We start from the raw sequence: 14,179 nt of genomic DNA on the forward strand, positions 1-14,179 counted from the left end.
TTGGCCGGGCCGCCGGATCCGTGCTGAGATGCGGCCACCACTCGAGAGCTCGACGGCGTGCTAAGGGGAGGGCGACGTGGCGCATTCCGCCATGGCTGGTTCTGGCTGGGGAACGACCGAGGGTGACGATCCGCTCCAGACCGCGGTGTGGCGGTTGCGCTCGCGCGGCTGCTGGGCCGACGCGGCCGCCCTGCTGGAGCCGGTCACCGCGGACACCGCCTTGCGGCGGACCGCGCTGCTGGTGGAGCGGTGCCTGTACACGGAGCAGGGCTGGGCCGAGGCCGAGGACGCGCTGCGTACCGCGGAGGCCCTGGCGCACACCGACGACGAACGCGGGGCCGCCGCCTGCGAACGGGGCCAGCTCGCGTACGCCGCCACGGTGCACGGGGTGCGCGACCGGGCCGACGAGGCGCGGGCCGCGCTGGGCCGGGCGGCGGCGCTGATCGCGCCGGGCGCCGGGGGGCGGGCGCTGCTGGACTTCCGGCGCGGGCTGGTCGCGGAGAACCTGACCCGCTCTCCGCAGGCCGCCCGCGCGGCGTACCGGCGGGCCCACGCGGGCGCCACCGCGCACGCCGACCCGCTGCTCCAGTCCTTCACCTGGCGGCATCTGGCCGGACTCGCCCTGCGGGAGGGGGAGCTGGCCGAGGCGCGGCACGGTTTCGCCGAGTCGCTGCGCATCCGCGAGGAGCTGGGGTACCTCGTCGGTACGGCTCCGGCGCTGGCCTCGCTCGCGGACGCCGAGTCGGAGCCGGAGGCCTCCCGGCTGCGGGAGGAGGCGCGGCGGCTGTTCCGGCTGCTGGGCGGCGTACCGACGTGGCTGGCCCGGCAGTTGACGCCCCCGGCGGCGGGCGCGGCGACGGCCTGAGGGCCCCGCGCGTTCACGGGCGTCGTCACGGGTGCCTGCTCCAGCGCGGGGCGGTGCCGGCCCAGGCCGCGTCCCACTGGGCGAGGTTGCGCCGGTGCAGCACGAGGCCGGTGGCGGCGTGCGCCGCGAGGCCGGTGAGGACGACGCCCAGGAAGGCGAGGATCGCCCAGCCCATCGTGCGGCTGCGGATCTGCTCCACGGTCAGCGGCGGCTCGGTGATCCGGCCCTCCGCGTCGACCCACACCAGGACGGTACTGTCCGCCGGCAGCCCCGGTTCGACCTCCGTCGTCCCGGTTCTGCTCACCCCGTCCGGGCCGGTGTAGCCGACCGGGACCGGGTAGCGGGCCTTCTTCGCCTCGTCCGACCCCGGCTCGGGATGGCGCGGGGCGTCGTGGATCAGGACCGCGGGACGGTGGTCCCGGGTCCGTGCCTCGTGCTCGGCGGTGCTCCGGTAGTGCCGGTAGGCGCTGTCGCCGACCCCGAACATCGCCGCCGGGGCCGCCACCAGCACGGCGAGCACCAGCCCGAGCGAGATCCACGCCGCCAGCCGGTCACTCGGCCGCCGCAACGGGTTGCGCCGCCACCGCCACAGCAGGAGGTAGGGGTGTCGTGCGGGTTCGGCAACGGGATCAGCGGGTGGTGGCTGGGCCTGGGGAATCTCGCCGGCCACGGTGTGCCTCCTTCCTGGCTCGGGGCAGCCGGATCGGCCGCCGTGGCGCGGAACGGCGTCGACGGCGGTTCGGACGGAACGGAACGGGACGGCGTGTGGGTGGGGGGTGGGGACGGGGGCGCGGGGCGCACGCGGGGCACAGCCGGCACCGGGACGGGCGCCGACCGTACGAGCGGGGGCGGGACGGGGCCGGGCCCCGGGGTGGGTCCGGGGCCGGGCCGGGCGGCGCCGGGCCCGCCGGACGGGCGCCCCCGCACCGGTGCCCGACCCGGGCACGGGCACCGTGCGCCCACCGGGGCCGACGCCGGAGCACCGGACCCGGGCCCCGCCGTACCGGCCGGCAGGACCGCTCCCGACCGACCGGACACCCCCGCGCCGGTACCGGCCGGTGCGGACGTCGGGACGAGCGGTGTCCGTCCGGGCGGGGCGGGGCGGGTACCGGTGCACCGGATCAGTGCGGGTGGTCGTCCGGTGGGTCGGTGCCCGTGGTCGACGGGTGGGTGTGGGCGGCCTCCAGGAGCTTCGCGGCGCCCCGTACGGCCGCCGTGTGCGGTGCCGGTACCGCGCGCAGCGGCACGTGCAGCCGGTCGGCGAGCCGGCAGGTGATCTCGGGGCGCAGCGCGCCCCCGCCCGCCAGCAGCGGCCCCCGGGCGAGCGCGTCGACCGTCAGGGACGTGCCGTCCTGCCGCAGCATCGAGGTCGTCATGTCGGCCAGCGCCTCGCCGATCCGCACGGGCGGGGTCGCGTCGTCGATGTCCCCGGTGCCCAGCGCGGTGCGGCGGGCGTCGAAGACGGCGCCGTCCACCAGCAGCACCACCTCGGTGAGATGGGCGCCGATGTCCATGACGAGCAGCGGCCGGGACAGGTCGGCGCCCGCCGCGAGGGCCACCGCCCGCGCGCTGGGAACGGTCAGCACGCTGCGCGGGCGCAGCACCTCCACGGCCGTACGGGCCTGGGTCCGGTAGGCGGGCCCGCCCAGCACCGGCGCGGTCACCACCACCACCGGACGGGCGAAGCGGGGCAGCCGGTGGCCCAGCAGCCGGTCGAGCATCCGGGCCGTGCCCTGGGTGTCGACGATGGAGCCGCGCTGGATGGGGTACACCGCGCCCGTGCCGGGGAAGGTCACCGTCGGCACGTCGAGGATCATCCCGCGCCCGGCGACCCAGGCTCGGGTACGGGCGCTGCCCAGGTCGAGGGCGACGCCGCCGCACCGCCGGCACAGCGGCCAGGGCCGGTGCCGGGACAGGGCGGTCCGGGGCCGCCGGAGGAGGGTCATCGTCCGGCCTCCCGCACCTGCTGGCAGCGGGCGCAGTAGCGGGCCTGCGGCACGATCATCAGCCGGTCGCGGTCGATGGCGCGCCGGCACAGGTGACACCGGCCGTAGCGGCCCTCGGCGATGCGGTCGAGCGCCGCTTCCACGTCGGCGAGGACCATGCGCGCGGAGGCCGCCAGCTTGACCCGGACCTCGGCCTGCGCGGCGGACCGCAGCCGGCCCGGCTCGTCGGTGCGGGCCGGGACCGCGGCGATCTGGCGCAGCTGGTCCTCGCGGAACAGCCGCTGCTCGCGGAGGCTGTCCCGGAGCGCGGCGAGGTCCTCGGGCGACAGGGGCGACGGACGCGTGTCGCGGTCGCCGATGATCTGGTTGTTCACCACTTCACCCCTTGGGCAGGGCGGGAGGGACGGTTGTGGACGGGGACCGGGAAACGCCGGTCAGGCGGCGGCGCGGCGCTGGCAGGCGACGCAGTACCGCGTGTAGGGGAGGATTTCCAGGCGCTCCCCCGGGACGGGCTTGCCGCAGCCCAGGCAGGCGCCGTAGGTGCCGTCCTCGACCCGGGCGAAGGCCTCGTCGATCTCCTTGAGCACCCGCTCGATCGCGGCCTTCTGCGCGGACATCAGCTGGTCGTCCGCCTGGCCGCTCTCGTCGAGGGCCCGGAGCTGGGTGATGCGGGTGTTGCGGGCGTGTTCGAGGCGCTGGCGCGCCTCGTGAGCGGGCAGCCGCTCGGGGCGGGGTTCGATGCGGGAGGCGTCGAGCGACACGGTGGGTGGTCCTTTTCTCGGAAGGTTCTGCGGGTATGCCGAGCGCCGGGCCGATCGGGCCCGGTCGTCTCAACCCTGGCCCGGCCGCCCGGGGAAACCCATCGGGCGCAGGACCCATTTGCCCGGGGGCGCGGGATCCACTCGGCGTACGCGCGCGGGGGCGGCCGTATGGGTGTGCGGCGAGCCGGAAATGGGGGTCGGGCCCCATCGACCGGACGGGACCGGGAGGGGCACGCTGGTCGCTTGCTCGGTCGCTACCTGGGCCGCAGCTCCCACCGAGGGTGCGCGATGACCGACAGTAGAGGCGTACCGAATCGACACGTCGCCGAAGGAGGCGTACCCCCGGTGTCCCTGTTCTGGCGGATCTTCGGGCTCAACGCGGTGGTGCTGGGCTTCGCCACGGCGCTGCTGCTGTGGGCTCCGGTGACCGTCTCCGTGCCGATCCTGCTGACCGAGGCCGTCGTCCTCGTGGTCGGCATGGGCGTCATGCTGGTGGCCAACGGCGCCCTGCTGCGCTGGGGCCTGGCCCCGCTGGAGCGGCTCACCAGGCTGATGACCACCGTGGACCTGCTGCGCCCGGGCCAGCGGCTGCCGGTGGCCGGCGGCGGCGAGGTCCCGGAGCTGATCCGCACGTTCAACGCGATGCTGGACCGCCTGGAGAACGAGCGGGCCACGAGCAGTGCCCGCGTCCTGCTCGCCCAGGAGGCGGAGCGGCGCCGTATAGCGCAGGAGCTGCACGACGAGGTCGGGCAGAGCATGACCGCGATCCTGCTGGTCCTGGGGCGGGCGGCGGACGACGCCGACGAGCCGCTGCGCGAGGAACTTCACCAGGCGCAGGAGATCACCCGGGAGAGCCTGGACGAGGTCCGCCGCCTGGTGCGCCGGCTGCGGCCCGGCGTCCTGGACGACCTCGGTCTGATCAGCGCGCTGTCCTCGCTCACGCACGACTTCGCCACCCACACCGGTCTGCGGGTGGTGCGCCGTTTCGACGCCGACCTGCCGGTCCTGGACCACGAGACCGAGCTGGTCCTCTACCGGGTGGCGCAGGAGAGTCTGACCAACGCCGCCCGCCACGCGGACGCCGAACGCCTGGAGGTGGGTCTGGCCCGCGCCGACGGCGCGGTGACGCTCACCGTCGCCGACGACGGCCGCGGCATCGAGGCGGCGCACGAGGGCGCCGGCATCCGCGGCATGCGGGAGCGGGCCCTGCTCGTCGGGGCCGACCTCGACATCACGTCGGCGCCCGGCGCCGGCACTCGCGTCCGGCTCACCGCACCCCTTCCCAGGAAGCAGCCCTGACCATGTACGACCCCTCCCCGTCCGACCCGTCCCGGTCCGAGGCGTCCGCGTACGGCCCCTCCCCGGTGTCCGCCCCGCCGAAGATCCGCATCCTGCTCGCCGACGACCACGCGCTGGTGCGCCGCGGTGTGCGCCTCATCCTCGACCGGGAGCCGGACCTGGAGGTGGTGGCCGAGGCCGGGGACGGCGCGGAGGCCATCGACATGGCGCGGGCCCACGAGGCCGACCTCGCGGTGCTGGACATCGCGATGCCCCGCCTCACCGGCCTCCAGGCGGCCCGCGAACTGGCCGCGCTGAAACCGGGGCTGCGCATCCTGATGCTGACGATGCACGACAACGAGCAGTACCTGTTCCAGGCGCTGAAGTCGGGTGCCTGCGGGTACGTGCTCAAGTCGGTCGCCGACCGGGACCTCGTCGCCGCCTGCCGGGCCGCGATGCGCGACGAGCCCTTCCTGTACCCGGGGGCGGTGACGGCGCTCATCCGCAACTACCTCGACCGGGTACGGCACGGCGAGGAGACCTCCGACCACATCCTCACCCCGCGCGAGGAGGAGGTCCTCAAGCTCGTCGCCGAGGGCCACTCCTCCAAGGAGATCGCCGAGATCCTCTTCATCAGCATCAAGACCGTCCAGCGGCACCGGGCGAACCTGCTGCAGAAGCTCGGCCTGCGCGACCGCCTGGAACTGACCCGGTACGCCATCCGCGCCGGGCTCATCGAGCCCTGACGGTCCCCCGCGACCGCCCGTGGCCCTGGCCGTCCACTCCCCGGCCGGGGCCACGGGCTCCCCCGGTCCGCTCACCCACCACGGAAGGGAACGGCGCATGCGCCACCGCCTCGCGACGGTGCTCACGGTGCTGCTGACCGTTCTGCTGCCGCTGGTCCCGGCCTGGCCCGCGGCCGGCGCCCAGGTGGGCCCGGGCGGTCCCCTCGCGGCGGCCGCCGCCACGGCCGTCCCCCATCCGGCCCTCGACCTCCACGCGGACGACGGCTGTACGCCGGTCTGCGCCGCCCAGCCCCGGGCCCGCCACGACCAGGTGGGCGAGCGCCCGGCGGCACCGGACCAGCACGCGGCCACCGCGGCGCGCGCCGCGGGCACCGCCCGCGGCGCCCACGCACGGACCTCGGCGACGCCCGGTCCGGTGCCGGTCTCCCCCGGCCGCGCGAGCCACGACAGCGGCCGGGCGCCGCCCGTCTCCTCCGGCACCTGAGACGCACACCCCGACCACCCGTCATGTTCTTCCGCCGCGGCCGCGCTCGGCCGCCGCCGCGGCATGCCCGCCGGAGGCCCGTGTTGAAGCGCTCCCGTCCCCCGTCCCGCGCCCGTTCGCGGTCCCGCTCCCGTTCCCTGAACGTCCGCGCGCTCGTCGCGCTCGCCGTGCTGGCCGCGTCCGTGGCCATCGCCCTGACCATGCCGGTCCGCCTCGGGCTCGACCTGCGCGGCGGCACCCAGATCGTGCTGGAGACCAAGTCCACCGACACCGCCAAGGCCGACCGGGAGGCCACCGACCGCACCGTGGAGGTGCTGCGCGGCCGTATCGACGCCCTCGGTGTCGCCGAGCCGACCATCGTCCGCTCCGGCGAGAACCGCGTCGTCGTCGAGCTGCCGGGCGTACAGGACCCGAAGAAGGCCGCCGACGTGCTGGGCCGCACCGCGCAGCTCACCGTCCACTCGGTGCTCGGCCCGGCGGAGAAGCCCGGTGACGGGGCCGAGGGCAAGGAGGAGGAGAGGGCGTCCGGCGCGGACGGCGAGCGGGTGCTGCCCGACGAGTCCGGGCAGTACCTGCGGCTGAAGGCCGCCGCGCTGACCGGGCAGGACGTCAAGGGTGCCGACGCACGCTTCGACCAGCAGGGCGGCGCGGGCTGGCACGTCACCGTCGACTTCAAGGACGCGGGCAGCGACCGCTGGGCCCGGGTGACGGGCGAGGCGGCCTGCAACCCGGCCGGGGACCCGCAGCGCCGGATCGCCATCGTGCTGGACGGCAAGATCATCTCCTCGCCGCAGGTCGACCCCTCCGTGTCCTGCGGGGCGGGCATCACCGGCGGCTCCACGCAGATCACCGGCTCCTTCGACGACGCCGAGGCCCGCGAACTGGCCCTGCTCGTCAAGGGCGGCGCGCTGCCCGTGCCGGTCGAGACCATCGAGCAGCGCACCATCGGCGCCACCCTGGGCGACGAGGCCATCTCGGCCGGTGCCTGGGCCGCCGTCATCGGCACCGCGCTGACCGCGCTGTTCATCATCGTCGTCTACCGGCTGATGGGCGCCCTGGCGACCGTGGCCCTGCTCTGCTACGGCCTGATCTCCTACGCCGCCCTGGCCGCGGTGGGCGCGACCCTGACCCTGCCGGGCCTCGCGGGCTTCGTGCTGGCGATCGGCATGGCGGTGGACGCCAACGTCCTGGTCTTCGAGCGGGCCCGCGAGGAACAGGCGGCCCGCACCCGTCCCAGCACGCGGTCGGCGCTGACCGCCGGTTTCCGCAGCGCCTTCAGCGCGATCGCCGACTCCAACGTCACCACGCTGATCGCGGCCGCCCTGCTGTTCTTCCTGGCCTCTGGACCGGTGAAGGGCTTCGGCGTCACGCTCGGCATCGGTGTGCTGGCGTCGATGGTCAGCGCCCTGGTGATCACGCGGGTGCTCGCCGAGTTCGCCGCCAGCCGTCCGGCGGTCTTCCGCCGCCCCCGCATCACCGGCATCTCGTCCACCGGCCCGGTCCGCGACGCCCTGCTGCGCCGCGACCCGTTCCTGATGCGCCGGCCGCGCCGTTGGCTGGCGGCGTCCCTGGTCGTCCTCGTGGTGGCGGGCTCAGGCATCCTGGTGCGGGGCCTGAACTTCGGCATCGAGTTCACCGGCGGGCGGCTGATCGAGTACTCCACCGCCGGCCAGGTCGATCCCGACCGGGCCCGGGACGCGCTCGCCGACGCGGGCTTCCCGCGCGCCGTCGTCCAGTCCTCCGGCGACGGCGACCTCACGGTGCGCACGGAGGAGCTGACCGACGCCGAGGCGGCGACCGTCACGAAGGCCGTCGCCGGGCTGGGCGGCGAGACGGAGAAGGTCCGCGACGAGCTGATCGGCCCGAGTCTCGGCGAGGAGCTGCGCCGGGACGCCCTGATCGCCCTCGGCCTGGCCCTGGCCGCGCAGCTGGCGTACCTCGCGGCCCGCTTCCGCCTGTTGTTCGGTACGGCCGCGGTCGGCGCCCTCGCGCACGACGTGGTCATCCTGGTGGGTGTGTTCGCCTGGCTGGGCAAGCCGATCGACGGGGTGTTCCTGGCCGCGCTGCTGACCGTGATCGGCTACTCGGTCAACGACTCGGTGGTCCTCTTCGACCGCGTCCGGGAACTGCTGGGCAAGGAGCGCAGGACGCCGTTCGACCGGCTGACCAACGACGCGATCCTGCAGACCCTGCCGCGCACGGTCAACACGGGCATGGGCGCGGTGCTCATCCTCGCCTCGCTGGCGGTCCTGGCCGACGACTCCCTCACCGACTTCGCACTCGCGCTGCTGATCGGCGTGGGAGTCGGCACGTACTCGTCGGTCTTCACCGCCTCGCCCCTGGCCATCGAACTGCACGGCCGCACCACCGGGTCCCGTCCCGGGCGCCGCAGGGGCGGCGAGGGCCGCGGCGGCGGGGAGCCCGGCAAGACCGGGAAGCAGGTACCCACGAGCCGCACGCAACGGCAGGAGGTCCCGTAGCCACAGCCACCCGCGCCGGGCGCCTCCGCTCAGGGGGCGCCCTCGCTCGGACGGTGCCCTGGCTCAGGCGGTGCCCTGGCTCAGGCGGTGCCCTGGCTCAGGCGGTGCCCGTGAAGTGCTCCCCGACCAGGGCCCGGACCACGTCCGGGTCGCCGGCGATCAGCGCGTCCAGCAGCGCGGTGTGCTGGTGGGCGTCGGCGACCAGGTCGGCGCGGCCGCGTACGGAGGGCGAGCCGGCCGGCGGCCACTGGGTGCGGCGGTGCACGTCACCGGCGATCCGGACGAGCTGTTCGTTGCCGGCCAGCGCGAGCACCGCGCGGTGGAAGGCGCGGTCGGCCTCGGCATAGGTGGCCGGGCAGCCGGACGACGCGGCCCGGACGGTGGCCTCGGCGAGGGGGCGCAGCTCCGCCCAGCGCTCGGCGGGCACGGTACGGCCCAGCCGGAGCCACACCGGGGCCTCGATCAGGGCCCGGACCTCGGCCAGCTCGGCCAGTTCGCGGTCGCCGCGCTCGACGACGCGGAAGCCGCGGTTGGGGACGACCTCGACGGCGCCTTCCAGGGCGAGCTGCTGCATGGCCTCCCGTACCGGGGTGGCCGAGACGCCGAACCGCTCGCCGAGCACGGGCGCCGAGTAGACCTCGCCGGGCCGCAGCTCACCGGTGACCAGCGCGGAGCGCAGGGCGTCGAGGATCTGCCCGCGCACCGAGGAACGCCGTACGAGGCCGCGCGGGCGCGGCGCGGACGGTTCGCCGTGGGTGTGCTCGCCGCGCGCCGCGCCGTCCGGCTCCCCGGCACCGCGCGCCCGGACCCGGCCGCCTTGGCCCCGGTCCACGTCCGCCGCTCCGGGCTGCGCCGGGATCCGCACCGCTTCGGCCGCCGCGCCCGTACCCGTTCCGGCCGCGCCCTGCGCGCTGTGCTTCACGGGTCCTCCTGCGGGACGTGTCGGTACTTGGGGTCATTACGGCGGGTTGTCGCCTGTCTGCCAAGCACCATAAGCGCAGGGGCCGTCAGTTCAAATCCCAAGCATTGTGGGTAAGGTAAGGCTTACCTTTAAGCAGCCCGTTGTCCCGACGTGGATCGGTGGTCCCGCATGCCTGTCGCCCGTACGGCCTTCACGGACGCGTACACGCGCCTGTCCGAGGTCCTGCCCGGGCTGGGCGTCACCGAGCTGACCGCGGCCGACGAGGTGCCGGGCGGCGACGGCTGGGTCACGGCCGCCTCGCTCGCCGCGGGCGGCGCCGAGCTGGCGGCGTTCCTCGCCTGGGACGAGGCCCAGGTGCTGCGGGACTACGGACAGCGGGCCCGTCCTGACGTGATCGCGAGTTTCGGCCTGCACCGGTACGCGTGGCCGGCCTGTCTGCTGATCACCGTGCCGTGGTTCCTGCACCGCCGGGTGCCCCGCCACCCCGCGGCCCAGGTGGCCTACGACCGCACGGCCCCCGGACTCCCCCTCGGCCGGATGGCCGTCCGCGCCACCTCCTTCGCCTGCCTCCCCGGCGACCCCGCCGCCGGTCTGCCCGGCGCCCGGGTGGTCGCCGACGAGGAGGAGCTGCGCGCCGAGGTGCGGGCCGCGGTCGCCGAACACCTGGAGCCGGTCCTGGCCGGATTCGGCCCCCGGATGCGGCGGCGCGGACGCGCCCTGTGGGGCATGGCGACCGACGAGGTCGTCGAAGGCCTGTGGTACGTCGCCCATCTGCTCGACGAGCAGGAGCGGGCACGGCACGAGCTGGAGCTGCTGCTGCCGGGCGCGACCAAGCCGTACGTCGGGAACGCGGCGTTCCGCGAGCTGAAGGGGCCGGACGGCGAACCGCTGCACACCCGGGACCGGGCGAGCTGCTGCATGTTCTACACCCTGCGCCCCGAGGACACCTGCGCCACCTGTCCGAGGACCTGTGACGCGGACCGCGTCGGCAAGCTGCTCGCCACGGCGGGCTGACGCATCGTCGGCTAAGATCATCCGGGTTGTTTCACAACTCCCCCACCCGTCGCGGGAACTTTCCGTGGAACCACTCGTACGGGTAGTCTTATTCGAACTCAACTCCCGCCCCTCACGCGGCAGTTCGAGCAGAACGCCGCCCTGGGCACCCCCTTCGCACTCCCTTGGCGGCCTCTTGCCCCGAAACCCCCTGAGGGCCGCTGGGTTTGGGCCACCATGGCGGGCGTTACGCCCTATCCCACTGCAAGGGACCCCTGATGAGATTGACCGACATATCGCTGAACTGGCTGCTTCCGGGCGCCGTGCTGCTCCTGGGCATGCTGGCGGCGGTGGCGGTGCTCGCGCGCGGCAAGCGTTCCTCGGGGAAGGACGCGGGCGCGGACGACTCGTGGGAGCGCATGGAGGAGCGGCGCCGGCGCAAGGAGGCCCTCTACGGCACCTTCTCCTACGTCCTGCTCTTCTGCTGTGCGGCGGTCGCCGCGGCCCTCTCCTTCCACGGTCTGGTCGGCTTCGGCGAGCAGAACCTCGGCCTGAGCGGCGGCTGGCAGTACCTGGTCCCGTTCGGCCTCGACGGCGCGGCGATGTTCTGCTCCGTCCTCGCGGTGCGCGAGGCCAGCCACGGTGACGCGGCGCTCGGCTCGCGGATACTGGTGTGGGCCTTCGCGTTCGCCGCGGCCTGGTTCAACTGGGTGCACGCGCCCCGCGGCCTGGGCCACGCCGGTGCCCCGCACTTCTTCGCGGGCATGTCCCTGTCGGCGGCGGTGCTGTTCGACCGGGCCCTGAAGCAGACCCGCCGGGCCGCGCTGCGCGAGCAGGGCCTGGTGCCGCGTCCGCTGCCGCAGATCCGCATGGTCCGCTGGCTGCGCGCGCCCCGGGAGACCTATCGCGCCTGGTCGCTGATGCTCCTGGAGGGCGTGCGCAGCCTGGACGAGGCGGTCGAGGAGGTGCGCGACGACCGGCGCCAGAAGGAGGAGAAGAAGCTGCGGCGGCGCGAGCAGGAGCGGCTGGAGCGGGCGCAGCTCAAGGCGATCAGCCGGGGCCACGGCCACCGCGGCTTCCCGGGGCGCGGCGGCCGTCAGGTCGAGGTCGAGGTGCAGCAGGTCGAGCGGGGCTCGGAACGCGCCACCGCGGAGCCTGCCATATCGACCCCGGAGCAGCTGCCCGCGGCAAGCCGCCGGCCCTCCCTGCAGCCCGTGCGGAGCGGGTCTGACCAGATGAGCGTGGAGACCGTCGACCTCACCGCGGAGGACGACACCCAGGCCCTGCCCCGGCTGGACTCCCTGGAGCGCAAGCTCAAGGACCTGGAGCAGCAGTTCGGCTAGAGCCGCGCACCGTCCCGCGGACGGCCTGAGGCGTCGGGTCCCCGGCTCCTCAGGCCGCTTCCGCGCCCAGTTCGAACCAGACCGACTTGCCCACCTCGCAGGGCCGGACGCCCCAGTCGTCGGCGAGCGACTCGACCAGGACCAGCCCTCTGCCGTTGGTGCTCTCCTCCCGGGGTGCGCGCGGCCGGGGCTGCCGCCCGTGGCCCACGAAGTCCCGCACCTCCACCCGCAGGGCGCGCGGCCCGACCGTCGCGGTCAGGACGGCGCCCTCCTCGGTGTGCACGAGCGCGTTGGTGACCAGCTCGCTGGTGAGCAGCTCCGCGACCTCCGACTGTCCGGGCCCGCCCCAGTGCCTCAGCAGCTCACGCAGGGCCCGCCGGGCCTCGGGCACCGCCCGCAGGTCCGCCCGGCCGAGCCGCCTCCTGAGCTGTGGCAGCCTCTGCTTCCTCATGTCCCCCGTCGGCGCGCTGATGTCGTCTCCCCCTGTCTGTCCCGCTGTGCATCCCACTCCGGTCGAACATCTTCACGGGGGAAGCCTTGCCCGTTCGGGCCCTCGCCAGTCATCCGGTTTCGGACCGGCTGCCCGTACGGTCACGGCCGGGGGACGTTGCGCAGGTTCGAACGGGCCATCTGGACCATGCGTCCGACGCCGCCGTCCAGGACGATCTTCGAGGCGGACAGGGCGAAGCCGGTGACCATGTCGGCGCTGATCTTCGGCGGGATGGACAGGGCGTTGGGGTCGGTGACGACGTCGACGAGGGCGGGCCCCTGGTGCTTGAACGCCGCCTTCAGCGCCCCCGCCAGGTCCTTGGGCTTCTCCACCCGTACGCCGAAGGCGCCGCAGGCCTCGGCGACGGCGGCGAAGTCGGGGTTCTTGTTGGCCACGCCGTGCGAGGGCAGGCCCGCGACGAGCATCTCCAACTCCACCATGCCGAGCGACGAGTTGTTGAAGAGCACCACCTTCACCGGAAGGTCGTGCTGGACGAGGGTGAGGAAGTCGCCCATCAGCATGGTGAACCCGCCGTCGCCGGACATCGACACGACCTGCCGGCGCCGGTCGGTGAACTGGGCGCCGATCGCCATCGGCAGCGCGTTCGCCATCGAACCGTGCGAGAAGGAACCGATGATGCGGCGGCGCCCGTTGGGCGAGATGTAGCGGGCGGCCCAGACGTTGCACATCCCGGTGTCGACGGTGAACACCGCGTCGTCGTCGGCCATTTCGTCGAGCAGGGCGGCCACGTACTCGGGGTGGATCGGGACGTGCTTGTCGACCTTGCGGGTGTACGCCTTGACCACGCCCTCCAGGGCGTCCGCGTGCTTCTTCAGCATCCGGTCGAGGAAGCGGCGGCTCTTCTTCTCCTTCACCCGGGGGATCAGGCAGCGCAGCGTCTCCCGCGCGTCGCCCCACACCGCGAGGTCCAGCTTGGAGCGCCGCCCCAGGTGCTCGGGCCGGACGTCGATCTGGGCGATCTTCACGTCGTTCGGGAGGAAGGCGTTGTACGGGAAGTCGGTGCCGATCAGGAGCAGCAGGTCGCACTCGTGGGTGGCCTCGTAGGCGGCGCCGTACCCGAGCAGCCCGCTCATGCCGACGTCGTACGGGTTGTCGTACTGGATGAACTCCTTGCCCCGCAGGGCGTGCCCGACCGGTGCCTTGAGCTTCCCGGCGAACTCCATGACCTCGGCGTGCGCGCCCGCGGTGCCACTGCCGCAGAACAGGGTGACCTTGTCGGCGTCGTCGATCATCCGCACCAGCCGGTCGATCTCCTCGTCGCCGGGCCGGACGGTGGGCCGGGAGGTGACGAGTGCCGTCTCGGCGGCCTTCTCCGGGGCGGGCTCGTCCGCGATGTCGCCGGGCAGCGAGACGACGCTGACGCCGCCCTGGCCGACGGCGTGCTGGATGGCGGTCTGCAGCAGCCTCGGCATCTGCTTCGGGCTGGAGATCAGCTCGCTGTAGTGGCTGCACTCGCGGAACAGCTGGTCGGGGTGGGTCTCCTGGAAGAAGCCGAGACCGATCTCGCTGGACGGGATCTGGGAGGCGAGGGCGAGGACGGGGGCCATGGAGCGGTGGGCGTCGTAGAGCCCGTTGATGAGATGGAGGTTGCCGGGGCCGCAGGAGCCGGCGCACGCCGTCAGCTTCCCGGTGATCTGCGCCTCCGCCCCGGCGGCGAAGGCGGCGGTCTCCTCGTGCCGCACATGCACCCATTCGATGCCGGAGTGCCGGCGCACGGCGTCCACCACCGGGTTGAGGCTGTCTCCGACGACTCCGTAGAGGCGCTCGACCCCGGCACGGGTGAGGATGTCGACGAACTGTTCCGCGACGTTCTGTTTGGCCATGGGTCCAGCTATGCCACAGCCAGCGGC

The 14,179-nt window shown here is 74.3% G+C and carries 14 protein-coding genes; 7 read left to right on the forward strand and 7 right to left on the reverse strand.

The window, feature by feature from the left end; genetic code table 11:
- The first annotated feature begins 76 nt into the window (after positions 1-76).
- Positions 77-865 (forward strand): hypothetical protein, encoded by a 789-nt coding sequence (locus ACZ56V_RS21430; RefSeq protein WP_104634186.1) that lies wholly within the window; start codon positions 77-79, stop codon positions 863-865.
- 25 nt (positions 866-890) lie between these two features.
- Here the strand turns inward: ACZ56V_RS21430 and ACZ56V_RS21435 are convergent, their stop codons facing one another.
- The 4 genes from ACZ56V_RS21435 to ACZ56V_RS21450 all read right to left on the reverse strand — a co-directional run bounded on the left by ACZ56V_RS21435 (position 891) and on the right by ACZ56V_RS21450 (position 3,572).
- Positions 891-1,535 (reverse strand): Rv1733c family protein, encoded by a 645-nt coding sequence (locus ACZ56V_RS21435; protein WP_398913462.1) that lies wholly within the window; start codon positions 1,533-1,535, stop codon positions 891-893.
- Between the two features lie 451 nt (positions 1,536-1,986).
- Entirely contained in the window at positions 1,987-2,811 is an 825-nt protein-coding gene (locus ACZ56V_RS21440; RefSeq protein WP_467380949.1) for a rod shape-determining protein, read from the reverse strand.
- Positions 2,808-3,188 carry a TraR/DksA family transcriptional regulator gene (locus ACZ56V_RS21445; RefSeq protein ID WP_398913467.1) on the reverse strand — a complete coding sequence of 127 codons (381 nt, stop codon included), beginning with the start codon at positions 3,186-3,188 and terminating at the stop codon, positions 2,808-2,810. The genes ACZ56V_RS21440 and ACZ56V_RS21445 overlap by 4 nt, the downstream gene beginning before the upstream one ends.
- A 57-nt stretch (positions 3,189-3,245) precedes the next feature.
- Positions 3,246-3,572, reverse strand: a complete 327-nt coding sequence (locus ACZ56V_RS21450; protein WP_104634183.1) for a TraR/DksA C4-type zinc finger protein — start codon at positions 3,570-3,572, stop codon at positions 3,246-3,248.
- A gap of 345 nt (positions 3,573-3,917) precedes the next feature.
- Between ACZ56V_RS21450 and ACZ56V_RS21455 the strand changes: the two genes are divergently transcribed.
- From ACZ56V_RS21455 to secD, 4 genes are all read left to right on the forward strand, one after another.
- Positions 3,918-4,871: a HAMP domain-containing sensor histidine kinase gene (locus ACZ56V_RS21455; protein ID WP_398913469.1), complete on the forward strand. Its 954-nt coding sequence runs from the start codon at positions 3,918-3,920 to the stop codon at positions 4,869-4,871.
- Positions 4,872-4,873: 2 nt separating this feature from the next.
- A complete protein-coding gene (locus ACZ56V_RS21460) occupies positions 4,874-5,596 on the forward strand; it encodes a response regulator (RefSeq protein WP_398913471.1) in 723 nt (240 codons plus the stop codon).
- 97 nt (positions 5,597-5,693) lie between these two features.
- On the forward strand, positions 5,694-6,080 hold the full coding sequence (locus ACZ56V_RS21465) for a hypothetical protein (protein WP_467380943.1): 387 nt from the start codon (positions 5,694-5,696) through the stop codon (positions 6,078-6,080).
- 83 nt (positions 6,081-6,163) lie between these two features.
- On the forward strand, positions 6,164-8,560 hold the full coding sequence (gene secD, locus ACZ56V_RS21470) for a protein translocase subunit SecD (protein ID WP_468944348.1): 2,397 nt from the start codon (positions 6,164-6,166) through the stop codon (positions 8,558-8,560).
- Positions 8,561-8,657: 97 nt separating this feature from the next.
- On the opposite strand, the gene ACZ56V_RS21475 is transcribed toward secD, so the two are convergent.
- Positions 8,658-9,482, reverse strand: coding sequence for a GntR family transcriptional regulator (locus ACZ56V_RS21475; protein ID WP_398913478.1), 825 nt, complete (start codon positions 9,480-9,482; stop codon positions 8,658-8,660).
- A 168-nt stretch (positions 9,483-9,650) separates the two neighbouring features.
- Between ACZ56V_RS21475 and ACZ56V_RS21480 the strand changes: the two genes are divergently transcribed.
- Positions 9,651-10,496, forward strand: coding sequence for a (2Fe-2S)-binding protein (locus ACZ56V_RS21480; RefSeq protein WP_468944352.1), 846 nt, complete (start codon positions 9,651-9,653; stop codon positions 10,494-10,496).
- A 257-nt stretch (positions 10,497-10,753) separates the two neighbouring features.
- A complete protein-coding gene (locus tag ACZ56V_RS21485; RefSeq protein ID WP_398913482.1) occupies positions 10,754-11,818 on the forward strand; it encodes a DUF2637 domain-containing protein in 1,065 nt (354 codons plus the stop codon).
- Positions 11,819-11,867: 49 nt separating this feature from the next.
- Here the strand turns inward: ACZ56V_RS21485 and ACZ56V_RS21490 are convergent, their stop codons facing one another.
- Both ACZ56V_RS21490 and ACZ56V_RS21495 read right to left on the reverse strand, forming a co-directional pair.
- A complete protein-coding gene (locus tag ACZ56V_RS21490) occupies positions 11,868-12,269 on the reverse strand; it encodes an ATP-binding protein (RefSeq protein WP_198601645.1) in 402 nt (133 codons plus the stop codon).
- Between the two features lie 140 nt (positions 12,270-12,409).
- Positions 12,410-14,152 carry a pyruvate dehydrogenase gene (locus ACZ56V_RS21495; RefSeq protein ID WP_398913484.1) on the reverse strand — a complete coding sequence of 581 codons (1,743 nt, stop codon included), beginning with the start codon at positions 14,150-14,152 and terminating at the stop codon, positions 12,410-12,412.
- Positions 14,153-14,179: the final 27 nt, after the last annotated feature.

It is taken from the genome of Streptomyces sp. NPDC034099, assembly GCF_055575415.1.

What these genes read in the sequence shown, in the direction of transcription:
- ACZ56V_RS21485 (WP_398913482.1), top strand. Translation starts at nt 10,754, where the DNA reads ATGAGATTGACCGACATATCGCTGAACTGGCTGCTTCCGGGCGCCGTG.
- ACZ56V_RS21440 (WP_467380949.1), bottom strand. Translation starts at nt 2,811, where the DNA reads ATGACCCTCCTCCGGCGGCCCCGGACCGCCCTGTCCCGGCACCGGCCC.
- ACZ56V_RS21480 (WP_468944352.1), top strand. Translation starts at nt 9,651, where the DNA reads ATGCCTGTCGCCCGTACGGCCTTCACGGACGCGTACACGCGCCTGTCC.
- ACZ56V_RS21460 (WP_398913471.1), top strand. Translation starts at nt 4,874, where the DNA reads ATGTACGACCCCTCCCCGTCCGACCCGTCCCGGTCCGAGGCGTCCGCG.
- ACZ56V_RS21495 (WP_398913484.1), bottom strand. Translation starts at nt 14,152, where the DNA reads ATGGCCAAACAGAACGTCGCGGAACAGTTCGTCGACATCCTCACCCGT.
- ACZ56V_RS21490 (WP_198601645.1), bottom strand. Translation starts at nt 12,269, where the DNA reads ATGAGGAAGCAGAGGCTGCCACAGCTCAGGAGGCGGCTCGGCCGGGCG.
- ACZ56V_RS21465 (WP_467380943.1), top strand. Translation starts at nt 5,694, where the DNA reads ATGCGCCACCGCCTCGCGACGGTGCTCACGGTGCTGCTGACCGTTCTG.